The sequence below is a fragment of the Labrys monachus genome (assembly GCF_030814655.1).
Classification (GTDB): Bacteria; Pseudomonadota; Alphaproteobacteria; order Rhizobiales; family Labraceae; genus Labrys; species Labrys monacha.
The window spans coordinates 5,109,427-5,132,301 of record NZ_JAUSVK010000001.1 but is presented as its reverse complement, the minus strand read 5'-3'; the positions used below and the strand labels follow the sequence as shown (position 1 = coordinate 5,132,301).

16 protein-coding genes are annotated in these 22,875 nt (G+C 65.1%); 14 read left to right on the top strand and 2 right to left on the bottom strand.

Features of this window, described 5'->3' with window-relative positions; all coding sequences use genetic code 11:
- Positions 1-153 precede the first annotated feature (153 nt).
- From J3R73_RS23470 to J3R73_RS23445, 6 genes are all read left to right on the top strand, one after another.
- The gene (locus tag J3R73_RS23470) at positions 154-612 is read left to right on the top strand and encodes a YbaK/EbsC family protein (protein ID WP_307432874.1); all 459 of its coding nucleotides are present in this window, start codon (positions 154-156) and stop codon (positions 610-612) included.
- A 182-nt stretch (positions 613-794) separates the two neighbouring features.
- Entirely contained in the window at positions 795-1,496 is a 702-nt protein-coding gene (locus J3R73_RS23465) for a 4'-phosphopantetheinyl transferase family protein (protein ID WP_307432872.1), read from the top strand.
- Between the two features lie 484 nt (positions 1,497-1,980).
- Positions 1,981-11,151 (top strand): SDR family NAD(P)-dependent oxidoreductase, encoded by a 9,171-nt coding sequence (locus J3R73_RS23460; RefSeq protein ID WP_307432869.1) that lies wholly within the window; start codon positions 1,981-1,983, stop codon positions 11,149-11,151.
- A gap of 55 nt (positions 11,152-11,206) precedes the next feature.
- Positions 11,207-12,343 carry an efflux RND transporter periplasmic adaptor subunit gene (locus tag J3R73_RS23455; RefSeq protein WP_307432865.1) on the top strand — a complete coding sequence of 379 codons (1,137 nt, stop codon included), beginning with the start codon at positions 11,207-11,209 and terminating at the stop codon, positions 12,341-12,343.
- Between the two features lie 29 nt (positions 12,344-12,372).
- Positions 12,373-13,491, top strand: coding sequence for an ABC transporter permease (locus tag J3R73_RS23450; RefSeq protein WP_307432862.1), 1,119 nt, complete (start codon positions 12,373-12,375; stop codon positions 13,489-13,491).
- Positions 13,491-14,213 (top strand): ABC transporter ATP-binding protein, encoded by a 723-nt coding sequence (locus tag J3R73_RS23445; protein WP_307432859.1) that lies wholly within the window; start codon positions 13,491-13,493, stop codon positions 14,211-14,213. Before J3R73_RS23450 ends, J3R73_RS23445 begins: the two co-directional genes overlap by 1 nt.
- A 67-nt stretch (positions 14,214-14,280) precedes the next feature.
- On the opposite strand, the gene J3R73_RS23440 is transcribed toward J3R73_RS23445, so the two are convergent.
- Entirely contained in the window at positions 14,281-14,712 is a 432-nt protein-coding gene (locus tag J3R73_RS23440) for a nuclear transport factor 2 family protein (RefSeq protein ID WP_307432856.1), read from the bottom strand.
- A 128-nt stretch (positions 14,713-14,840) separates the two neighbouring features.
- Here J3R73_RS23440 and J3R73_RS23435 point away from each other — a divergent pair, with 128 nt between their 5' ends.
- Complete coding sequence (locus J3R73_RS23435) at positions 14,841-15,554, top strand: ArsR/SmtB family transcription factor (protein WP_307432853.1); 714 nt, start codon at positions 14,841-14,843, stop codon at positions 15,552-15,554.
- On the opposite strand, the gene J3R73_RS23430 is transcribed toward J3R73_RS23435, so the two are convergent.
- Positions 15,551-16,252 carry a GntR family transcriptional regulator gene (locus tag J3R73_RS23430; RefSeq protein WP_307432850.1) on the bottom strand — a complete coding sequence of 234 codons (702 nt, stop codon included), beginning with the start codon at positions 16,250-16,252 and terminating at the stop codon, positions 15,551-15,553. The genes J3R73_RS23435 and J3R73_RS23430 overlap by 4 nt on opposite strands.
- 532 nt (positions 16,253-16,784) lie before the next feature.
- Between J3R73_RS23430 and J3R73_RS23425 the strand changes: the two genes are divergently transcribed.
- The 7 genes from J3R73_RS23425 to J3R73_RS23395 all read left to right on the top strand — a co-directional run bounded on the left by J3R73_RS23425 (position 16,785) and on the right by J3R73_RS23395 (position 22,832).
- Positions 16,785-17,495, top strand: a complete 711-nt coding sequence (locus J3R73_RS23425; RefSeq protein ID WP_307432846.1) for a substrate-binding periplasmic protein — start codon at positions 16,785-16,787, stop codon at positions 17,493-17,495.
- Between the two features lie 34 nt (positions 17,496-17,529).
- Positions 17,530-18,294 (top strand): amino acid ABC transporter ATP-binding protein, encoded by a 765-nt coding sequence (locus tag J3R73_RS23420; RefSeq protein WP_307432843.1) that lies wholly within the window; start codon positions 17,530-17,532, stop codon positions 18,292-18,294.
- Positions 18,295-18,472: 178 nt separating this feature from the next.
- Entirely contained in the window at positions 18,473-19,138 is a 666-nt protein-coding gene (locus tag J3R73_RS23415; protein WP_307432840.1) for an amino acid ABC transporter permease, read from the top strand.
- A gap of 58 nt (positions 19,139-19,196) precedes the next feature.
- Positions 19,197-19,964: an SDR family NAD(P)-dependent oxidoreductase gene (locus J3R73_RS23410; protein ID WP_307432837.1), complete on the top strand. Its 768-nt coding sequence runs from the start codon at positions 19,197-19,199 to the stop codon at positions 19,962-19,964.
- A 99-nt stretch (positions 19,965-20,063) separates the two neighbouring features.
- Positions 20,064-20,573, top strand: coding sequence for a flavin reductase family protein (locus J3R73_RS23405; protein ID WP_307432833.1), 510 nt, complete (start codon positions 20,064-20,066; stop codon positions 20,571-20,573).
- A gap of 130 nt (positions 20,574-20,703) precedes the next feature.
- Positions 20,704-21,792: an LLM class flavin-dependent oxidoreductase gene (locus J3R73_RS23400; protein WP_307432831.1), complete on the top strand. Its 1,089-nt coding sequence runs from the start codon at positions 20,704-20,706 to the stop codon at positions 21,790-21,792.
- Positions 21,793-22,001: 209 nt separating this feature from the next.
- Entirely contained in the window at positions 22,002-22,832 is an 831-nt protein-coding gene (locus J3R73_RS23395; protein WP_307432828.1) for a transporter substrate-binding domain-containing protein, read from the top strand.
- Positions 22,833-22,875: the final 43 nt, after the last annotated feature.

Here is a 22,875-nt window from a genome sequence, read left to right as displayed (position 1 = left end):
GCCCGCACGATCGTTCAAGACGGCCGCTGCCGCTTCGAAATAACGTCGCTTTCCCGGAAGGAATTCGGCGGGCGGTCCGCTCGCCATGGCGAGCGACGAGCGTCCTCGATGGATCGCCCCTGTGTGCAATCGGATGGTGGGGAGTGAGCAGGCATGAGCGTCGAATCGGTTCGAGCCTTCCTGGCCGAAAAGGCACCGGATATCGCGATTGTCGAACTGGATCGGAACAGCGAGACGGCGACGCTCTCGGCGGCCTGGAACATCAAGCCGGCGCAGATTGCCAAGACATTGTCGCTGAGGGTCGGCGACTGCAGGCTCCTGCTGGTCGCATGCGGCGATTCCCGCCTGGACAACAAGAAGATCAAGGCCGCGCTCGGCGGTAAGGCGAGGATGCTCCCCGCCGAGGAGACCGTGGCCATAACCGGGCATCCGGTCGGCGGCGTCTGCCCGTTCGGGCTTGCCACTCCCCTGCCGATCTATTGCGATGTCGGCCTGAAGGCTTTCGACATCGTGGTGCCGGCGGGCGGTTCGACGCACACCGCCATGCGCATCGATCCCCTTCGCCTGGCGGCGTTGGTGGGAGCGGCGTGGGTGGACGTCTGCGAGGGGTAGCGCGTGGCGTGGGCCGGGCCGATGCGCCAACCGAGCCGGCGAGGCCGGGACCGGATGCCCGCCGGGAATTGACATTCGCACGATGCTTTGCGCTTGCTGGCCGTCCATTCGAGGACGCGGGCCGCCGCGGCCGGACGGTTTTCGGACATGTCTCCGATCGGCGGCATCCGGCAGGGAGCAAGGTGAAGACAATCCTGGTCTGCACGGCGAGGATCGATCCCGGGCTGGAGCTCGTGCAAGGGCGGCTGCTCGATCTGCTGGACGACGCCGAACGGGCGTCTGCTGCGCGGTTCGCCTTCGAGATCCATCGGCGCAGCTACATCGCGGCCCATGCGCTGAAGCGATTGGCCCTGTCGATGGCGGAGCCGCGGCGGCCCGCCGATTGGCGCTTCGATCCGGGTCCCTGGGGAAAGCCGCGGGTGCGGTCCGTGCCGGATCTGCACTTCAACATCTCCCATTGTCCCGGCCTGGTCTGCTGCGCCGTCGCAAAGACATTGGAGGTCGGTGTCGACGTCGAGCAGGTGCGCCTCGCGCCTCCGTTCGAGATCGCGCCGAGCGTATTTTCCGCTTCCGAACGGCGCTGGCTGCAGGACCTGCCGGCAGCGGAGAGGCCGCGCGGGTTCTGTCGCCTCTGGACGCTGAAGGAGGCCTTCGTCAAGGCGAGCGGGCGAGGGCTGACGCAGCAGCTCACCGATTTTTCCTTCTTCTTCGAGCCCTTGCGCGTATCGTTCTGCGATCCGGCGCTGGGTGACAGCGGCAAATGGTGCTTTCACCAACGTGCTGCGGATGATGCGCATTTCCTGGCGCTTGCCTGGTATGGCGCGGCCGACGCCGTCGTCGAGTGGCGCCCGGTATCTCCTGCGGACCTGCTCGCCGGGGCCTGAGCGAACAGTTTCCGGCAAGAACGTCGGCGGCCTCGGAACCGTTCTGAAGCGACACGCAGGTGACGGCAGGCAGCCTTTCCGGAGCCTGAGCTCAAGCTCTGCCCGACCACGGCCGCGCTATCCTCCACATGCCGTAGCGAAAGGTTACCAGAATACCAGGCCCGACAGCCCCGCCGGTATGGGTTACATCGCCTGTACCCGGTGTTTCACATCGCTTGCACGTCCATTCATAAAAATATGTCAAGGAACGTCTAGGCTTACGGCCCTATCTATGTGGCGCAGATCCTTCGTGTCTTCGGTGGCGGGGCGGCAGGGAAGAAAAAGCCCCGCGATAGAGAATCAAAAATCGGAATTGCCTTCGATGCTGAATTTAGTTGCTTTCGTATGATTTTTGTCGAAAGCTGGCATTCGATAAACTCTGAAATGTTTGAGATGAGCTGCCGCCTGGAGCGGGCTGCGGCTGTAGATCTGCGGGGGCGGATGCATGAATATCCATCGTGGCGGCCAGATTGCTGAAAATATCGTCGAGTCCACTCGGCAGGCTGTAGCGGTCATCGGGATAGGTTGTCGGTTTCCCGGCGCGATCCATGACGCTGAGTCGTACTGGAATTTTCTTCTGGAGAAGAAATGCGGCATCGTCGATATTCCGGCCGATCGCTGGAACATCGACGCCTTCTACGATGCGGATCCTGACGCGCCGGGAAAGATGCGCTCGCGCTGGGGCGGCTTTCTCGGCAACGATGTCTTCGGATTCGACCCGAGTTTCTTCGACATGTCGCCTCGGGAGGTGACATCGATGGACCCGCAGCAGCGCCTGGCGCTGCAGGTGGCCTACGAGGCCGTCCAGGACGCCGACCGCACCCTGGCCGATCTGCAGCGGGTCCGCACGGGAGTGTTCATCGGCATATCCACCAATGATTTTGCGCAGAACCTGCGCCGGGGGCGCACGAGCGGCGGCGATATCTTCGCCGGCACGGGCTCTGCGTTCTCGATCGCGGCCAATCGGATATCGCACCGATTCAATCTGAGAGGGCCGAGCATCGCGGTCGATACCGCATGCTCGTCGGCGCTCGTCGCCCTCGACCAGGCCGTGCGCCACATGAGCATGGGCACTTGCGACATGGCCTTGGCCGGCGGCGTCAACTGCATGCTCGATCCGGGCCCGTTCGTCGCCTTCTCCAGCGCCAACATGCTCTCGCCGACGGGTGGCATCTATACGTTCGACGAAAGGGCCGACGGCTTCATCCGCGGCGAAGGCTGCGGGCTCGTCCTGCTCAAGCTGCTCGACCGCGCCATCGCGGATGGTGACCGCATCTATGGGGTGATCCGCCATTCGATGGTCAACCAGGACGGCTATACGCCGACGCTGACGGCTCCGAGCGGTGTGGCGCAGCAGGCGATGCTGGAGGCGCTCATGGACGGCGCTTCCGTCGATCCCTCGGATGTCGACTATGTCGAGGCGCATGGTACCGGCACGCCGATCGGCGACCCCATCGAGGCGACGGCCATCGGCCGTGTGTTCGGTACGAGCTCCCGGCCGGGGCCGATCCATGTCGGATCGTTCAAGCCCAATCTCGGCCATCTCGAATCGGCGTCCGGCATCGCGGGGTTCATCAAGACCCTGCTGACCGTCGGGCACGGCGTCGTGCTGCCCAACCGGAATTTCGAGCGGCCGAACCCCAATATCCCCTTCGACGCGCTCAACATGACCGTCGCGACGAAGCCGGTCCCGATTGATCATCGCGGGCGGCCCGTCCTGGCAGTGGTCAACTCTTTCGGTTTCGGCGGCACCAATGCCTCGATCGTCGTCGAAGAATGGCAGGGGCGCGCCGCTGCGGCGGTCCGGATGCCGAGATCGGCAGAGGTCGGCCATCCGATCGCCCTTCCGGTCTCGGCCGGCAGCACGGCGGCCTTGGAGCTTTGGGCCGGCAGCCTTGCGGACGCCTTGGAGGACGGCGGGTCCCTGCAGGACACCTCCGTCGAGGACCTCGCCACCCATATGCGCAGCGCGCGCGACAATTTCGCCCAGCGCGCCGCGCTGGTCGTCGAGCCGGAGCGCTCGGCGGTCCAGGCCCAGCTGCGCGCCCTGGCGAAAGGCAGCCTCGATCAGAATGCCACCGGGCCGACCATCATCACCGGCCGGGCCTCCAATCGGCGTCTCGCCGTGGCGTTCTCCGGCCAGGGCGGTCAATGGTGGGCCATGGCACGCCGCCTCCTCAAGGAGGACGCCGCGTTCCGCCGGACGGCCGACATGTTCGACGAGGTGCTCCGGCCGATGGTCGGGTGGTCGACCGTCGAGGAGATGCTGCGGGACGAGACGAAGACCCGCATCAACGACGCCGATGTCACCCAGGCCTCCATCTTCGCCACGCAGATCTCGCTCTACGAGCGCTGGAAGAAGATGGGCGTCCGCCCGGAACTCCTGATCGGCCATAGTTTCGGCGAGGTCGCGGCGACCTATGTTTCGGGTATCATCGATATCGAGACGGCGGCCCGCATCATCGCCACGCGCGGGCTCATCCCGCTCAAGAGCACGCGGCGCGGCGCGATGGCCACGATCGGCCTGACGGTCCAGCAGCTCGCTCCCTTCCTGCCGGGCGACGACAGCGTGGTCATCGCGGCCTATAACGGCCCGATCGCGCAGACCATCTCGGGCATGGAGAACGGCGTCGTCGAGGTGCTGGCCAAGGTCGCGGAAGCCTATCCCGACGCGATGGCCCGCCGCATGACCATGGATTTCGGATGGCACAGCGCCCATCTGGAAGACTGCAAGGAGTGGTTCCTCGGCGAACTCGGTCCGGTGGCCTGGAAGGGCGGCAGCCTGCCGATCGTCTCCACCGTCACCGGCATCTTCGAAACGAAGTTCGACGCTGCCTATTGGTGGGACAATCTGCGCCAGCCCGTCAGCTTCACCAAGGCCCTGGATTTTACCCTCGATTTCGGCATCAACACCTTCCTGGAAGTCGGTCCGCACCGCACGCTGACGCCGCTCATCCGGGGCATCTCGCAGGAACGCGGCGCTGACGTCGTCGCGGCGAACTCGCTGGATCGCACCGCGGACGATTTCTGGACGCTGGCACGGGCCGAGGGCAGGCTGTATGTCAGCGGCGTCGAGTTCGAGCGGCCGAAGGCGCCAGGCGGCCACGTCGCCGCCCCCAAGCTGCCCTGGAACAACCAGCATCTGCTCAGCCTCTCCGAGGAAACCAAGAGCTTCCTTTTCGATGCGCCCCGCCATCCCCTGCTCGGACGGCGTGATTTCACGGCCGGTCCGTCCTGGACGAACGAGATCTCCCTCCGGGGCTTCAAATATCTGGCCGACCATCGCGTCAGCGGCGACTGCCTATTTCCGGCCGTCGGCTATATCGAAGCCATGGGTGCCGCGCTGCGCGAGTATTTCGGCTCCGAATCCGTGGAATTGCGCGATTTCAAGCTTTACGAAGCCCTGTCGATCGCCGAAGACGACGTCATCATCTTCACGACGACGTTCGACCCGGTCGGCAGCCGCCTGCGCATCTCGACGCTCCACCGCGGTTCGGAAGACGGCTGGCGGACGCGTGCCGAAGCCTATGGTTTCAGCCACAAATATGATCTCGCACCGGCGTCGGACGACATTCTCCACGATTGGCCGTCCCTGACCGACAAGACGGAATTCTATCGCCTGGCGGAACGGCACGGCCTCGAATACGGCCCGACCTTCCAGTCGCTGAATGCGCTCCACATCGACGGCCACCGCCTGATCGCCAGGCTGTCGAGCCGGGAGCCGGAACCCGCCAAGCATTATTTCGCCTTCCCCGGATTGCTGGACGCCGTGCTGCAGGCAGGCATCGGCCTTGCTTCGCATCTGGACGGCTCATGGACGCCAGGGGAGCCGCTCCCGCCCGCGAACGAGGACAAGACCCAGTATCAGCTGCGCCTGCCGACAGGCGCCCGCAAGATCCAGCTGGGAGCCCCGCTGACGGCCGAGGTGATCGTCGGCATCCAGCCCGGCCTGGACCAGGACTCGATGCAGTTCAGCGTGTTCTCTCCGGAAGGAAAGCCGCTGATCGTCATCGACAATCTGCAGACGAAGGCGCTCGGCAAGATCGGGGGCGGCCGCACGAAGCATGCCGCCGGCTCGGGCGCCAGCGTGTTCGAGGAGCATTTCCAGAAGCAGGAGCCAAAGCCCCCCGCGCCGTCCGTGCGGTGTGCGCACTGGCTGGTGGTGGGCGATGGAACGCAGCGCCTCGAAGCGACCCTCGCCGAACTCGTCAGGCGCGGCGCGACGGTGGAGATCGCCGATGCCGCGCCGTTCCTGACCCTCGACACCGATGAAGCTCTCGCCATCGTCCGCGCGTTCACGGCCAAGTCCGAGCAGAGCGGAGGCATCCTCTTCAGTGCGGCGGCCGGCGGGACGCCCACCGAGGGAACCGGCGGCGAAGAGCTGATGGCGGCGATCACCCCGGTCGTCCATCAACTGATCACCCTGGCGAAGGTCTTCGACCGCCTGCAGGCCCTGCCCGATCCCCGTCCGGAACTGGTCGTCGTCACCTCGGGAAGCCGGGTGGTGGAAGGCGACGGGCCGATGAGCCTTTCCGGCCTGGGCGAGAGCGCCCTGATCGGCGTCGCCCGCACCATAGCCAACGAATGCAAGGGCCTGAGCCTTCGCCTCGTCGACGCCGACGGCGCCGCCCTGCAATCGGGAAGCTCGGTCTCGGATGCTGTCCTGGAGGATACAGCGGAAACGGAATTCGTCCTGCGCGGCGCCGATCGTTACGTGCCTCGCCTGGAAAGGCTGGCATTGCAGGAACTGGCGCCGTCGCGGCGGACATTGGAGACCCGGCGCGATCCCTCCAACTTCGCCGTCACCATGACGGCGCCCGGCACCATCGACAACATCGTGCTGCGTGAAATCGCCGATCCGGTTCTTGCGGCCGACGAGGTGATGGTCGAGGTCGCGGCGGTCGGCCTGAACTTCCGCGACATCATGGCGGCGACGAGCATCCTGCCGGACGAACTGGAGAATGACGAGGCGTATTGGCGCAATCTCGGCCTGGAATTCGCCGGCACCGTCCGCGAGGTCGGCCATGAGGTGACCGACCTCAAGCCCGGCGATCGCATCATGGGCATCGGCAAGGGCTATCTCAGGCGCTTCGCCAAGATCGGCGCGGATGTCGTCATGCGCGTGCCGGACGGTATCGACCTGATCGACGCCGCGACCCTGCCGACCGCCTTCCTGACCGCGCACTATGCCCTCACCCATGTCGGCAGGCTGGCCGAGGACGAGACCGCCCTCATCCATCTGGCGTCGGGCGGTGTCGGCCTCGCCGCCATTCAGGTCGCGCGTGATGTCGGCGCAAAGGTCTTCGGGACGGCCGGCAGCGACGCCAAACGCGCCTTCCTCAAGACATTGGGCGTGGACGTGGCGATGAACTCCCGCGCCCTCGACTTCGCCGACGAGGTACGCGCCCTGACGCGCGGCCACGGCGTGGACGTCGTGCTGAACGCATTGTCGGGCCATGGCATCGACAAGAGCCTCGAATGCCTGGCGCCCTTCGGCCGCATGGTCGAGATCGGCAAGCGCGATCTCGCCGACGACAAGCCGATCGGGCTGCGCTCGCTCTATCGCAACAACGCCTATTCGGTCATCGATCTCTCGACGCTTCCCGTGGAGCGGCCGAAGCTCTTCAGGCAATTGCTGGCGGAAGTGGCAGGGAAGGTTGCTTCCGGCGCCTACAAGCCGCTGGAGGCGACGCGCTTTCCGGCCTCGCGGGCGGCGGAAGCCATGCGCATGCTGTCTCGCGCCCAGCATATCGGCAAGGTCATCGTCACCTTCGACGAGCCCTCGCTGGACATCGAACTCGATCTCGGCTCGGACTTCGCCGTTTCCGCCGAGGCCTCCTATCTGGTGACCGGCGGGCTCAAGGGCTTCGGCGTCGCCATCGCCGACTGGCTCAGCCAAAGCGGGGCGGGAACCCTCATCCTGGCCAATCGAAGCGGCGAGCCCGACGCCCAGGCGGCGGTCGCCATCGAGGCCATGGAGCAGCGGGGCACCCGCGTCGTTCGCGCCGCGCTCGACGTGACCGACGCCGCGGCCGTCGACAGGCTGGTCGCCGAACATGGCGGGGGCATGCACCCGCTGCGCGGCATCGTGCACGGCGCGGCCGTGATCGAGGACGCCTTCGTCTCGCAGCTCGACGCCGACAAGATCGACCGCGTGCTGCGGCCGAAGATCGCGGGCGGATGGAACCTGCACGCCGCCGTGGTCGCGCATGGCATACCCCTGGAATTCTTCGTGAATTTCTCGTCGATCGCCCAGGTGATCGGCTCGTCGGGGCAGGCCAATTACACCGCCGCCAATTCGGTCCTGAATGCGATCGCCACCTATCGCCGGGGCCGCAGCATGGCCGCGTCCTCCATCGCCTGGGGCATGATTGCCGGCAGCGGATTCGTCGCCCGGTCGGAGGCGATGACCAATTATCTCGACAGCGTCGGCATCAAGCCGGTGCAGGATTCCGAGGCGGCTGCGGCTTTGGCGATCCTGTTGCGCGCCCGGTCGGAAAATCTCGGCTTTGCCAATATCGACTGGGCGGCCATTGCACGCACGAATCCGGGAGCCGCGGCCAATCCGAGGATCTCGCAGCTGCTGGGCGAAAGAAGCGGGGGACGCTCCCGTATCCAGGCCGAGCTGGCGGCCGCTCCGCGCGAGGCGTGGAACGACCTGCTCGCCGACATGATCCGGCGCGAAGTCGCCAAGGTCCTGAAGGTCGAGGCGAGCGCCCTGGCGGACGACCGCAAGCTCAGCGAGCTCGGGCTGGATTCCCTGTCGTCGTTCGAGCTGAAGAACCGCGTCGAGGCGCAGGTCGAGGTCGACATACCCGTCGCCAAGTTCCTGCAGTCGCCGACGATCGCGGGGCTCTCGCGCCTCGTCGCCTCGGCATTCGAGGCCAAGCTCAAGGCGGCTGCGGTGCAGGCGTCCGCGGCGCGGACGAGTGCGGCCGGCGGCGTGGCGCAGGAGAGCTTCCGGCCGCTCGGCCGCCAGGTCCACGCCATCATGCTCGACACCCGGCCGATGTCCTCGGCCGTCGCCATGGCCGACAACCAGGTCTTCGGCGAGACGAACGTCGCGCCCGGCACCTCGCTCGCCGCGCTGGCGGCAAGGCTGGCCCGTCTGGTCGCGAGCAACGACGCCCTGCGGATGACGGGCGCGGTCTCGGCGTCCGGGGCGGTCGAGATCGGCTTCGACGGCGATCCCGCCCTCGAAGTGCTCCTGCCGGGCACACGCCTGGCCATGGTGACGCTGCCCGGTCCGTTGTGGCGGGTCGGCCTATGCGCGCGCCAGGACGGCAGCCACGACCTGCAGGTGCGCGCCCATCGGGCGGCGGCCGACGCCTTGTCGGTGCATCTCCTGCTCGCAGGGCTGGCGCGGGAGGATGAAGACGCCGTCGAGACGGGCGGCGGTTTCGGCGCCTATGTCCGCGGGGCGTATCCCGAGCCCGGATCGGCCGAGCACCGCCGCGACCTCTCCTATTGGAAGGAGATCCTGCATCACGCACCAGCCATCGCGCCGATCCCGGGGCGTCGTCGTGCCGCATCTCCCACCGGCATGGGGTCGAACCGCGGCGATATCGCCATCATGCAGAGCATCATTCCCGCCGCTTCCTTCGCGGGGACGCCGGGGCTGTCGAGCGAGCGCTTCCTGGCCGCTTACGCCAAGGCCCTGGCCGGCCGCTTCGCCCTCGGATCGATCGTCGTCGACAAATGGTTCACCGAGCGCGGGAACGGCGCGCCGGCCGGCCTGATCGGCCCTCTGGACGGCTCGTATCCGATCGTGCTGCGCGCTGTCGATCAAGCCGGCGAGGATCTGGTCAGGCGGATCGGGCGCGCCGACGCCAACGGCCGCGCGCACCGTGCCGTCGATACCTCCTCCCTGGAACAGGCGTTCGAGGAGAGCTTGCGCATTCGCCATGTGGCGCTGCGCCAGTTCGGCTTCGCCTTCATCGGCAGCGGCGAGATCACGGCGCCCGGCACGCCCGACGATCCCCTCGACGCGGTCGCGGTGTCTGCGCACGAGATCCAGCTCGCCGTCGCAGTCGACGACGCGGGTGTCCTGTGCCGGCTGGCCGTGGACAGCGACGTGGTGACGGAAGCGACGGCGCAGCTCCTGTTCGAGGACTTTCTCGGCGAGCTTGCGGGGCTGCTGGAAACGCCCGGCCCGCTCGTGCCCGGCAGCGTTCGCTGGACCGTCCGCGAATGGTCCGGCCAGCAGCCGGCGGGGGCGGAGGTCGAGCGCTCTCCCCTCGACGGCCTGCCCAACGTCGAAAGAGAGATCCCGGTGACCAGCACGCAATTGGGGGTGCTGTACCTGCAGGATCATCCGGACGCGAATGCCTATGCGCTCGGCACCGGCCTCGTGAGCAAGGAGTTCAAGATTCGGCCGCAGATGGACGTCGACCGCCTCAGGCGGGCCCTCGAGACGGTCATGGCGCGGCACGAAGTGATGCGCACCCGCTTCTTCCGCAAGGCGGGCGGCTACGGCGCCTATCTGGAGAGGGCGCCGACGCAGTTCCTCAAGGTCGAAGAAGTCGCCGACGAAGCGGCCGCGCTGGAACGGGCGAGCGAGCTCGCGCAGGAACATATCGACATCGACGCGCCGATGTTCCGCACCACCGTCATCCGGTTCGGCACGGAGAGCGACATCATCGTCGCCAAGGCGCATCATCTCGTCATCGACGGCTATTCCCTCGGCCTCATCGTCGAGGAGACCGTCAAGGCCTATCTTGGCCTGCCGCTCAACCCGGTGGAGATGGACATCGACCGCTTCATCCGGGATTTCGACCATGTCGGAAAGCCCGGTTCGTTCGAGCGGCGCGAGGAATTCCTGCACAAGGTCTTCGCCGAGCCCCTGCCGCCGATTCCCAATCTCGGGCGCAAGGCGAAGGGATTGCCGACGAACGTGAATTTCTTCGACGGCAGCGCCGGCGGCCTGCTGACGATCACGATACCGACCGATGAGCGGGATGAACTGCGCAGGCGGGCCAGAATTGCCGGCACCACGGAAACGGCCATGATCATCGCGGCGTTCGCCCAGACGGTCGGTGCGCGCGGCGGCGTCGACGACATGATCCTGCAGGTCCCAGCGGCCTTGCGCCATGACCGGCGGCTGGAGAACTACGTCAACTTCGTCGCCTCGGACGTGCCCGTCCGGGCCTATCTGGCCCGGTTCGACACGATCGAAGCGCTGGCCGTCTCCCTGGGAGAAGGGGTCGACGAGGCCATCCAGTTCGGGCCCTTCATGGACTCGAACTTCGTCGGCGCCTTCCATGACGACGTCGTGGCCAAGGGCTCCTACACCGCCCTCTTCCTCGCCGGCAACCAGACGGTGGAACGGTGGACGCAGGCCACCCAGTCGGCTCCGCTGCAGAGGGCCCATGCCAGCGGCGAACTCGATCTCGGCATGGTGAAGGTGACGCCGCTGCCCGACATGCGGCGAGAAAGGCCGACGCTCTACGAGCTGGATGTGCGAACCTATCCGACGGAGAATGGCCTGGGGCTGTTTTTCATATACGATACGCGCGGCTATGACGAAGCGGAGGCGCGCGACATCCTGCATGAAATCGTCGAGCGGCTCCTGGCGGGACAATCGAAAGCAGATGCGGACGAACAGGCGGCGGTTTGACGTGGGTCGATGCCGGAATTGGGGAGCCGGCCCACGCCGGCGCGGGTAAGAGTACGTGGTTCGCTACATCTTTCTCTTTCTTGTCGTTCTGGCGGCGGCCGGCCTCTTTTCCGGCTGGTATGTCTGGCCCGCCGACGTCGAAGCCTATGTCGTCCAGCAGCGCCCGGTCGTGCGCGAGATCGCCGGTCCCGGCCTGCTGGGATCGAACAACCAGGTCGTGGTGACGGCGCGCATCCAGGCGTTCCTGGCCGAGGTGCGCGTCGACCAGAACGATGTGGTGAAGGCCGGCGACATCCTGGCCACGCTCAACTCGACCGAGCTCGAATACCAGCTCGCCTCCGCGGTCGCCACCAGCCGTGCTGCGGAGGAGACGGTGCAGGAGTCGCAGCTGGAGGGCGACCGGCTAGCCATCGCGGCCGCGACCGCGATGGCGGACCTCAACCGCAGGAAGGCGCTGCTCGGCAAGCAGACGGTTTCCAAATCCGAATTCGACGCCGTCGAGAGCGCCCAGAAGCAGGCGGCCTCCCAGGTGCTGCGGGCGGGCGTCACCGTGGAACGCGCCAAGGCCCAGGCCGCGGCCGCGGCCGCCGATGTCGAGCGATTGCGCAGCCGCCTCGCCGAAACCACCATCCGCTCCCCCATCGACGGCGTGGTGGTGTCCCGCAGCCGCACGGTGGGCGATCTGCTGTCGCCCGGCGTCGAGCTCATGCAGATCGTCGACCCCAAATCGCTGCTGGTGTTTGCGCGATTCGACGAATCCGCGATGGCCTCGCTCCACCCCGGACAGGTCGCCAGGGTGGCGTTCTCCTCCAATCCGCAGCGGCCTTATCCCGCTTCGATCCTGCGGATCGGCCGGCAGGTCGACCAGGAGACGCGCGAGTTCACGGTCGATCTGAAACTGGACGAAGTGCCGGCGAGCTGGGCGGTGGGGCAACGCGCGAACGTCGTCATCGAAGCCGGATCGCCGTCGCCCGGCATCGCCGTTCCGCAACGCTTCCTGGCCAGGAGCGAAGGACGCGTCGGCTTGTGGGTCGCGCATGACGGGCGGGCCTATTGGTCGCCGGTTTCGCTGGGTTATGCCAGCGGCACCGATATCGAGATCACGCGCGGCCTGAACGCCGGCGATGTCGTGCTGAACCCGGCCGGCCGGTTCCAGTACCAGTCCGTCGCCATCCGGACGGCGGGCAAGTGAACCTCGCGGTCAAAGATATCCGCCACAACATGCTGAGGTTCGTCCTCACCGTGTTCGGCGTCGGCCTGCTCATGGCATCGACGATCGGCATGCTGGGCATGTATCGCGGCATCGTCTACGAAGCGCTCGTCGTCATCGACGGCGTCGGCGCCGACCTCTGGGTCGTCGAGGGCGGCAAGTCCGGTCCTTTCGCCGAATCCTCCGCCGTTCCCGCCAATCTCGACCGCCGTGTCGCCGGCGTGTCGGGCGTGGCGGCGACGCGGCGCTTCATCCAGTACAACCAGCAGTTCGAATTCGACGGCCTTCCCTTGCGCATGTCGATCACCGGCGTGGATTTTCCGAGCGACCGCGGCAGCTGGATCCCGCTGATCGCCGGCCGCTACTTCCAGTCGAACCGCTATGAGGCCATCGCCGACAAGACCCTGGGCTTCGCGGTCGGCGACGAGATCCGGCTCGGCAAGGACACCTACACCATCGTCGGCGTGTCGACCGGGCAGGTCGACATGAGCGGCGACGGCCTGCTGTTCGTCACCATCGCCGATGCGCAGGTCATCAACCAGCTCCTGCCCAGCGAGGCGATCCTGCTCAACCGGGCGGCCAAGGAGGGCAGGGACCGCATGGGCCTGGGCAACGACACCGGCAGTATCGCCGCGGTCATCGTCGAGACCCTGCCGGGTGCCGACAAGGACGTCGTGCGCGATTCGATCAAGCGCTGGGGCGATGTGGAAGTGCTGACCAAGCAGGACGAGGAGGAGATCCTGCTCAACGGCCGCCTCGGCAAGCTGCGCGTCCAGATCCTCGCCTTCACCACGATGATCCTGCTCATCTGCTGCGCCGTCATCGCGATGACCATCTATACGATGACGATCGAGAAGGTCGCGCAGATATCGCTGTTGAAGCTGATCGGGGCGCGTGACCGGGTGATCGTCGGCATGATCGCGCAGCAAGCCGCGCTGATCGGCTTTTGCGGCCTCATCCTGGCCATCGCGATCTCGTTCACGATCTATCCGAGATTCCCCAGAACCGTGCTGATCACGGCATCCGACCTCGGCGTGCTGTCCCTGGTGCTCATGGCCCTCAGTCTCGCCGCCAGCTGGTTCGCCATCCGCCGCGCCCTTGCCGTCCGCGCCCAGGAGGTACTGGCCTGATGTCGCCGCGCCGCCTGGCCACCTTGGAGGTCCGCAATGTCAGCAAGATCTATGACAGCGGCGGAACGCCGGTCACTGCGCTGGCTTCGGGGTCGCTGATCCTGAAGCCCGGTGCCGTCACCGGCATCGTCGGGCCCAGCGGCTCGGGGAAGACGACGCTCCTGATGATCGCCGGCCTGCTGGAGACGCCGACCGCGGGGGAGGTTCTGTTCGACGGCAAGGTGATTTCGCGTCCCGGTGCGAAGCTCAACGATTTGCGGGCTTTCAGGCGCACCCATCTCGGCTTCGTGTTTCAGAAGGCGAACCTGATTCCCTATCTGACGGCCGCCGAGAACGTGGCGATCGCCATGCAGATCAACGATGTCGGCCGCAGGCAGGCGCAGAAACGCGCCGCCGAGCTGCTCGGTGCGCTGGGCATGGGGCATCGCGGCACCAACTATCCCTCGCAGCTGTCCGGCGGCGAGCAGCAGCGCGTTTCGATCGCCAGGGCTCTCGCCAACGATCCTACCGTCATCCTCGCCGACGAACCCACCGCCGCGCTGGACGGCACGCGGGCGGAGATGGTGATGAAGGTCTTCAGGGCGCTGGCGGACAGCCGCAACGTGGCGCTCTGCGTCGTGACCCACGACACGCGCTGGATGAAATATTTCGATACGATGCTCGAACTCGAGGACGGACGGGCCCGAGAGAGCCCGCCCTCCGCCGCCAAGGCCCACGAATAGACGGCATGTCTGCTATATCCGGCACGCCTTGCCGCTCGCCTTTTTCCCGTGCACACATCCAATTCATTCATGACGCCGGTTTGTTCGGGGCGTCCGCGAGCGCCCTGAAGCCGACCCATCCCCAATAGACGCGATGATGGGCGATGAGTCCGTTGGCGATGTCCATGGCTTCGACGAGGTCGACCTGATCGTCCTCAGGCGTCTGGCGGGGATACTCCCAGATCAGTTGCCGACCGTTGGAGAAGAACGTTCCCGTTCGATACCACCGGCCGAGGCCGCCCGGCAGCGTGCGAAATCCCGCCTCGAAAAAGGGCTCGATTTCGGCCTTGCCCCTCAAGATCCCCTCGCTCCTGTCCTTCAGGGTCGCCAGGATCAAGGGGCTCTCCAGAACGGCGTCGTCGGCATAGAGCGCCATCAGGCCCTCGAGATCGCGGCCCAGGATCGTCTCGTGCCACCGTTCATAGACGTGGCGGATTTCGGCGTCGGTGTTTTCGGCCATGGTCGATCCTCGCGTGCATCGGACAGCCGTCACCTTACCGTCAGCCCGCAGCGGAATGCTTCGACGCGTATCGAAGCATTCGAGCAGATCCGCTGCTACCATCGCCGCGTCCAGCCGGAAACCGAACCATGAGTGAGCAACCGAATATCGCTTCCGCCGCTTTCCTGATCGCCGATCCGACCCGCGCCGCCATCCTCACGAGCCTGCTCGATGGGCGAGCTCGGCCCGCCGGCGAACTGGCCTTCGCGGCCGGCGTGACCGCACAGACGGCCAGCTCGCATTTGGCCAAGCTCCTCGCCGGCGGACTTCTCGCCGTCGAGGCGCAAGGACGACACCGTTATTATCGTCTGGGCGGCTCTCACGTCGCTCTCGCGCTGGAATGCCTCGCCTCGATGGGGCCGGCGGGAACGGTGCGCCGAAAGCCACTCGGTCGCGAGGCGCAGAGCCTTCGGTTCGCGCGCTGCTGCTACGACCATCTGGCCGGCCGCGTCGGTGTCGCCCTGACGAGCGCCTTGCAGGAACGGGGCTTCCTCATCGCTGCTGCGGGCAAGCGCTTCGAGGTCCCGTCGGACGGCGTCGAATGGTTCGGAGCCGTGGGATTGGATGTGGCAAAGCTGAAGCGCGGCCGGCGCGGTTTCGCCCGGCAATGCCTCGACTGGACAGAGCGCGAACATCATCTTGCCGGCCCTCTCGGGGCCGAGTTCATGACCCTGTTCTGCGCCAGGGATTGGCTGCGGCGTTCGAAATCGTCGCGCGCCGTTCAGGTCACGCCGAAAGGGTGGGCCTGGCTGGAAGCACAGCTCGGGATCGACGAGAGGTCGATCGTTGGCGCCGCATATTAGGATTCCAGCTGGGGCAGGAGAGCGAGGTATCTTTCGACCGCGGTGGCGAATTTCGCGGTCCAGATCTTCTGTGCCCGCTCCAGGGCCCCCTCGCTGATCGCCATGAACAATGCCATGACGTAGTTCCTGGCATCGCCTTCCCGATCCGAATAGACGATTTTCAGCACATTGTTGAATCTCTGGACCTCGGCGGTGAGTTCCAAGAAATACCGCGCCGTGCGGGGGAGATTCGCCGCCTCGATGATGGCGTATTGGAATTCGAGGTCATTCCGCACGCTGTCCTCCTGGCTGTCCCGCTGGGAATACAGGATCGCGTTGTTGGCCAATTTCTTCAGATGCTTTAGATCTTTGGAACTGATGCCTCCGCCCGGTCCCAATAGATGACGGAGCGCAATCTCGCCGAGGGCCGAACGGATCTCGTAGACCTCGAGAATACTTTCTGCCCTGAGGCTGGTGACGACGGCTCCTCGGTTGAGGCGCATCTCCACGAATCCTTCGCGGCTCAGGATGCGCAGAGCTTCCCGGACGGGATGTCTCGATATGCCGAGCTGGTCCGTCAGCTGCTTTTCGACCAATCGTTCTCCCGGCTTCAGGGAACCCGTGACGATCGCCTCTCGTATCTGATCGGCTGCGCGATCGGCACTTTCCATGGCCGGAATCGGCGTCAGCTTTGCCAGGGCTCCCCCCACTTTCGGCACCTCTATCCTCCATCAAGACACGACCAATGGCTGGTGCGCTTCGCCGACCAGTCCGAAACCTACCCGCCGTCAGGGTCGCCAAGCTCTACGTGGTTCAGACCCGACTTTCAACGATCCCCGACGATTGGTTGAAGACTATCTACAATCGATCCCCGCCGCTCGCCACCGGGCCAGGCCAGCGCGCACGCGGGCCACACCGCAAATAGCGGCTTGACAGATTGGAGATTATCTACAATCTGTTCGCTGTCTCGGAATGGTCGCGAGGCGGCCGGCTTCCGGATTTGGGAGGCTTGCCAGCCTCCGTTCGCAGGCGACGTTCGCTTTTCTTCGGAGCGAAGGCCGGCATCGGCATGTGACGACGAGACGGAAGCGTCCGGACGAGGCGCCAACAAACGAGGGGAAGTCAGACATGAAATACCGATTGACCGCGGCCACCCGAAGGTTGGCAGGCGCTGTCGTGCTGGCCGGCGCCATGGCGTTTGCACCTGGCCTCGCCCGGCCCGCGCACGCCCAATCAGCGCCCGGAAACTGCATGATCGACAAGTGGCAGCATCAGGGCTTCGTCACGCTCGGCATCGCGACCGGTTCGCCCCATACGTTCAAGGATCCCAAGACCGGCAAGTGGAGCGGCATCGCGGTCGACATTCTCAACGCGTGGGCGGCGACGATGCACATCGAGCCGCGCTATGTCGACACCACCTGGGACAACATGATCGCCGGCCTGGTCGCATCGCGATACGACATCGGCGTCTCCACGACGCCGACACCGACCCGCGCTCTGGCCGTCGTCTTCACCGAGTCCTACTTCACCGATCATGCCACGGCGGTCGTCCGCAACGATGCGCCGGTCGCGAGCCTCGAAGACATGAACAAGGCCGGAATGAAGATCGCGACGACGGCCGGCACCGTGCAGGAAAAGGCCCTGACCGACTACGCGGCCAAGAACCATCTCGACAATTTCAAGATCGTCAGGCTTCCGACCAACGACGAGGTCATCCTGGCATTCCAGAGCAAGCGGGCGGACGCGATGTTCCTCGACGTGCTGGGCAACCGCAACTACCACACCCTGCATCCGGACAATACGAAAGTGGTGGAGCCCAATCCGGCCCTGAGCGTCGCCGGTTCCGCCTTCTCGATGCGCAAGGATGCCTGCTTTACCGATATCGCCGCCTTCAACGTCGAGATCACCGACCTCTTGAACAACGGGGAGGTCGAGGCCTTCACGCAATCCTACATGAAGTGACGGCGCTTGGCGCTCGAGGTCTGGAGGCCAAGCGATGTCTCTCGTCGTCCTTTCGGGGCTGTCGGTCTCATACGGCACTTTCAAGGTTCTGGATGGGTTCGACCTGGCCGTCGAGCGCGGACAGGTGATCGCCCTCGTCGGTCCAAGCGGCTCGGGAAAGACCTCGGTCCTGCGCAGCATCGTAAGGCTCATCGATCCGGACGAGGGGAAGATTCTCATCGACGGCGAGGCATTCGAGCGCCAGCCTCGCGGGTTCGAGCTCTTCGATCGCGCCCGGATCGCGCGCTGGCATCGCATAAAGCGCCGCATCGGCATGGTTTTTCAAGGCTATAGCCTCTATGGCCACATGACGGTGCGGCGCAATCTCACGCTGTCGCCGGTGCTGACCGGGCGCCTGTCCCGGCCGCAAGCCCAGGAAAGGGCGCGGGAACTGCTCGCGCAAATGGGGCTGTCCGACAAGCTCGAGAGCTATCCCTATGCCCTGTCCGGAGGGCAGCGCCAGCGGGTCGCGATCGCCAGGGCCTTGATGATGGATCCGGAGATCATGCTCTTCGACGAAGTCACCTCCGCCCTCGATCCCGAGCGGACGGCCGAAGTGCTCGATGCGATGCGGGATCTCGCCCGCCGCGGCATGACCATGATCGTCGCCAGCCATGAGATGGACTTCGTCAAGGAAGTCGCGGATCGCGTCGTCTTCATGGAGAACGGGCGCAAGCGTTTTGACGGTGACACGGCTTCCTTCTTCGCAGGCGGCGGCGATGTCCGCATCCGCAACTTCACCAACCGCCTGCGCGCCTAGAGCGTTTTCCAGAAGAGCCGATCGACTTCTTGATCAATAAAAATACGTCAAAACAATAAGTTATGGAGAAATTGCGATGCGATGAAATCGCAATTTGCTCTGGAAGGGCCATACGCGACGCGGCCGGGCTGCAACCCGTGCGCAGACCTGAAACCGCAATGAATCGAGAGGTGCGACAGTGGATTGGCAGTGGAACGCTGTTGTCCCCTACATACCCGAACTCGTCCAGGGGCTGATCCTGACGATCGAGATCACGATCGCGAGCGTCGCCTTGGGATTTGCGCTCGGCGTGCCCGTCGCCTTGTGCCGGATGTCGTCCTTCTGGCCCGTCCGTGTCCTCGCCACCGGCTATGTCGAATTCTTCCGGGGAACGCCGGTGTTGATCCAGCTCGTCTGGGTCTATTATGCGCTTCCCATCGTGACGGGACTGCAGATCGCCGACGTCCCCTCGGCCGTTGCCGCGCTTTCGCTCAACGCGGCGACGTTTTACGGCGAAACCTATCGCTCCGGCCTGCAGAGCGTTCCCAGGGAGCAGCGGGAATCGGCCTATGTGCTCGATCTCAGCGGCATGCAGACCCTTCTCCATATAACGCTGCCGCAGGCCATGCGGGCAATGATTCCGGTGTTCGTCAGCCTCAGCGTCAGCCTGTTCAAGGAAAGCTCCCTGGTGTCCACTCTGGGGATCCTCGATCTCATGTATCAGGCGCGCCTGATCGCGACCAACACATACCGGCCCTTCGAAGTGCTGACGACCGCCGCCGCGATGTATTTCGTCATCGCCTACCCGGTCACGATGCTTGCCCATTGGCTGGAGAAATACTTGCAAAGCAAGCAGCAGCGCTGACCGTCGACAAGGTCCGGCGCCTTCCATTCCACCTTACCAGTCCGCCGCGGAGCCTTTCATGACGATATTTGCCACCTATCCCAGCCTCGCGAGCAAGGTCGTGCTGATTACCGGCGGGGCATCCGGCATCGGAGAAGCGCATGTGGAGCATTTCTGCGCGGCAGGCGCCCGCGTCGGCTTCATCGATCGCAACATCCAAGCGGCGGAATCGCTGGTCGCCAGGATCGTCGCTGCGGGCGGCAACGCCCCCCACTTCCTTCATGCCGACCTTCGCGACATCGAGGCAACCCAGGGGGCGATCGCCGGGTTCGCCGCAGCGCATGGCGATGTCGACGTCCTGATCAACAATGCGGCGCACGACGAGCGCCATGACATCGAAACCGTGTCCGTCGCCTATTGGGACGAGCGCATCGCCCTCAATCTGAGGCATCTCTTCTTCTGCGCGCAGGCCGTTACGCCGGGCATGATCCGCAAGGGCGGCGGCTCGATCGTCAATGTCGGCTCGTTCAGCTGGCGGGTGGGGCTCGGCGGCATGCCGATCTATGTGGCCGCCAAGGCGGGCATCGAGGGCCTGACGAGAGGGCTCGCCCGGGACTTGGGCGCGCACGACATCAGCGTCAACACGCTGGTTCCCGGATGGGTGATGACGCAGCGCCAGATCGACTTGTGGGTTACGCCGGAGGTGGAGGAGGAACTGGCGCAGCGCCAATGCCTCAAGAGCCGGGTGACGCCGGCTGACATCGCTCGCATGGCTTTGTGGCTGGCGGCGGCGGACAGTCGGATGTGCACGGCGCAGAGCTTCGTGGTCGACGGCGGCTGGAGCTGAGCGCCGGCGGAGCGCGCAGTCTCGAACAGCGCGATTTTGTCTTGACGGATTGTAGATAATCTACAATCATAACGGCATTGGAGCGATCGGGAAGGGCCGATGGATACCAGCATCGAGGACATCTTCCGCCATTCCATGCGGCGCTTCGCGACGACCGTCAGCGTCATCACTTGCGCGAGGGGCGGCGTTCGCCACGGCATGACGGCGACCGCCGTCACCGCGCTCTGCATGGAGCCGGCGTCGCTTCTCGTCTGCATCAACGCCCGGGCGTCGCTGCTCACCCCGCTCCTGCAGGAGGGCGCCTTCTGCATCAATCTGCTGCAGAGCAACCAGGCTGGGATCTCCAGGCTGTTCGGCGGCAAGGCGAAGGGAGAAGCGCGGTTCGCCGAAGGATCATGGCAGGCGGACGAAGCGGGCATTCCATTCCTCGCCGACGCCCAGGCCAGCATCTTCTGCCTCGTCGACGGCGTCATCCCCTACGGAACGCACAGGATCATCATCGGGCGCGTCGAGCGCGGCCACTTCTCTCCCGCCTTTCAACCTCTGATCTATCAGGACGGAACATACATGACCTCGCGCAGCCTCTCCGCACAGGGCGTCGGCGCCTGAAGCGTCCCGCTCCAGGTGCCGCGGAGCGCAGGCGGATTGCCGCCCTGTTCGGTCGGGCGGCGCACGGGACGCGCGAGCCGATCATCTTTTCCGGGCCTCGGCGCCGGGTGAACCAAAAAGGATTACTGGAATGAAATTCGGCCTCTTCAGTCTGATGACGCTGCGGGACCATCCGGACGGCGCCCGGGGCGTCATGGCGGATACGCGGCAAATGGTCGAGCAGGCGGAGGAAGCCGGTTTCGACATCGCCTGGTTCGCCGAGCATCATTTCGCCAATTATTCGATGTCGCCGTCTCCCCTGATGATGGCCGCCCACGCCGCCGGCTGGACGCGGCGCATCAAGCTCGGCGCCGGCGTCATCGTGCTTCCGCTCTACAACCCCCTGCGCGTGGCGCAGGAGATCGCCATGCTGGACATCCAGTCCGACGGACGGGCTGTCGTCGGCATCGGAACGGGATATCAGCAGTTCGAGTTCACACGCTTCGGTGTTCCCATCGAAGAAAAAGTCGAGATCTTCCTGGAATATTGGGATGTCGTCGAGATGGCCCTGACGCAGGGCGTTGTCGAGCATCACGGCAAATATATCTCGGTGCCCAAGACGACATTCGCCGTGCGGCCGATGCAGCAGCCGATGCCGCCGGTCTATTTCGTCTCGTCGCAGGTTCCCATTCTCCGGCGCTTCAAGGACACCGACGCAGTGTCCTGGATCGCCGCAAGCACGCTCGGCTCTCCCGTCCTGTACAAAATGGCCGACGCGCTGAACCAGAATTGGCGGGTGGCCGGCTGCGACCCCGCGACCAAGCCGCTCGCCATCATGCAGTATATCAATATCACCGACAGCAAGGCGGAGGCGCTGGAGGCCGGCGAGCGTGCCCGCTATGTGGGCCGCATGGCCCATCACCTGCGTGTCGGCGAACTGCCGATGGACGGCACCCTGATCCGGGATGAGCCCTTTGCGGGAGAGGGGACGATAGAGGACTACGCCCGCAATACGATCGTCGGCGATCCGCATCACGTCGCGGCAAGGATGGTGGAAGACATAAGGCGTCTCAATCCGAGCCACTATGCCTGCAATTTCCAGTTCGGATGCATGCCCCTGGAGCGGGCCAGCCGTTCCCTGCAGCGCTTCCGCGCCGAGGTGGTGCCGCTGATCGAACGGGAATTGGGGCCTGTCGCGTCGCTGGGCGAGGTCGCTCGCGTGCCACATGCCGCGCAATGAGAGGGAGGCGGCATGAAGGCGGCCATGGATTCTCCCGCGACGGGCCTATGAAAGTCGATCCCGGCGCCGGGGGTAGCCTGCGCCGGGAATGAAATCACCCGTCCGGATCGACAAGGCAGGCGAACGCCGCCATCCGCATGGGTCGATAAGGTGCGCAAGGACCAGATTTGCGTGCGATGGACTGCACCATACACAAAGGGGATAGGACTATGCCGTCATTCATACGAAGCATCCGGGCAACGTTCGTCGCGGCTGCGACCTTCGTTGCCGTCATCGCTGGTTCCGGCGTCGCCTCGGTCGACGCCCGGTCTCTGGACGAGATCATCAAGAGCGGGACGATCCGGATCGGCGTCCTGCCGAACTCCCCGCCGCAGTCCGCATTGGGCGAAACCAACGAGATCGAGGGTTTCGACGTCGATGTCGGCAAGAAGATCGCCGATACGCTGGGCGTCAAGCCCGACTTCGTCATGACGGAAATCGCCCAGCGCGTGCCGTTCCTGGTGAGCGACCGGATCGATATCTCGCTGGGCGGACTCACCCGCACGCCGGAGCGCGCAAAGCTCATCGCCTACACCGTGCCGCTGCACACCGAATCCATGGCCGTGCTGACGACGGACAAGGTCCAGGCGAAATCGTGGAAGGAATTGAACGACGAGAAATACACCCTCGTCCTGATCCGCGGCGTGTGGACCGTCGATTTCCTCAAGGAAAACCTGCCCAAGGCCAAGATCCTCCTCGTCGACACCATGGCGGACGTGACACGTTCCATCGCCCAGGGGCGGGCCGATGCGCTGGTGGAAAATATCGACTTCTACATGGCGTTCACCAAGAACTATCCGGACGTGAAGTGGCGCGTGATTCCCGAGGTCATCAATACCCACTATGACGGTATCGGGGTCGCCCAGAACAACGACGCCCTGGTCCGCTATCTCAACATCGTCCTTTACGACCTGCACACCGGCGGCTTCGTCGAAGATACCTGGGAGAAGTGGTTCAAGGCGCCGATGACGGTGAAGATCGTGCCAAATCCCTATTTCTGAGGCCTCGGCCGTCGTTCGCTCGGCACCGCCCTTCGTCTTGAGG

Coding starts and splice junctions, on each gene's coding strand:
- J3R73_RS23405 (WP_307432833.1), top strand. CDS start 20,064: ATGGATACCAGCATCGAGGACATCTTCCGCCATTCCATGCGGCGCTTC.
- J3R73_RS23410 (WP_307432837.1), top strand. CDS start 19,197: ATGACGATATTTGCCACCTATCCCAGCCTCGCGAGCAAGGTCGTGCTG.
- J3R73_RS23440 (WP_307432856.1), bottom strand. CDS start 14,712: ATGGCCGAAAACACCGACGCCGAAATCCGCCACGTCTATGAACGGTGG.
- J3R73_RS23425 (WP_307432846.1), top strand. CDS start 16,785: ATGATCGACAAGTGGCAGCATCAGGGCTTCGTCACGCTCGGCATCGCG.
- J3R73_RS23420 (WP_307432843.1), top strand. CDS start 17,530: ATGTCTCTCGTCGTCCTTTCGGGGCTGTCGGTCTCATACGGCACTTTC.
- J3R73_RS23450 (WP_307432862.1), top strand. CDS start 12,373: ATGCTGAGGTTCGTCCTCACCGTGTTCGGCGTCGGCCTGCTCATGGCA.
- J3R73_RS23470 (WP_307432874.1), top strand. CDS start 154: ATGAGCGTCGAATCGGTTCGAGCCTTCCTGGCCGAAAAGGCACCGGAT.
- J3R73_RS23445 (WP_307432859.1), top strand. CDS start 13,491: ATGTCGCCGCGCCGCCTGGCCACCTTGGAGGTCCGCAATGTCAGCAAG.
- J3R73_RS23435 (WP_307432853.1), top strand. CDS start 14,841: ATGAGTGAGCAACCGAATATCGCTTCCGCCGCTTTCCTGATCGCCGAT.
- J3R73_RS23400 (WP_307432831.1), top strand. CDS start 20,704: ATGAAATTCGGCCTCTTCAGTCTGATGACGCTGCGGGACCATCCGGAC.
- J3R73_RS23460 (WP_307432869.1), top strand. CDS start 1,981: ATGAATATCCATCGTGGCGGCCAGATTGCTGAAAATATCGTCGAGTCC.
- J3R73_RS23395 (WP_307432828.1), top strand. CDS start 22,002: ATGCCGTCATTCATACGAAGCATCCGGGCAACGTTCGTCGCGGCTGCG.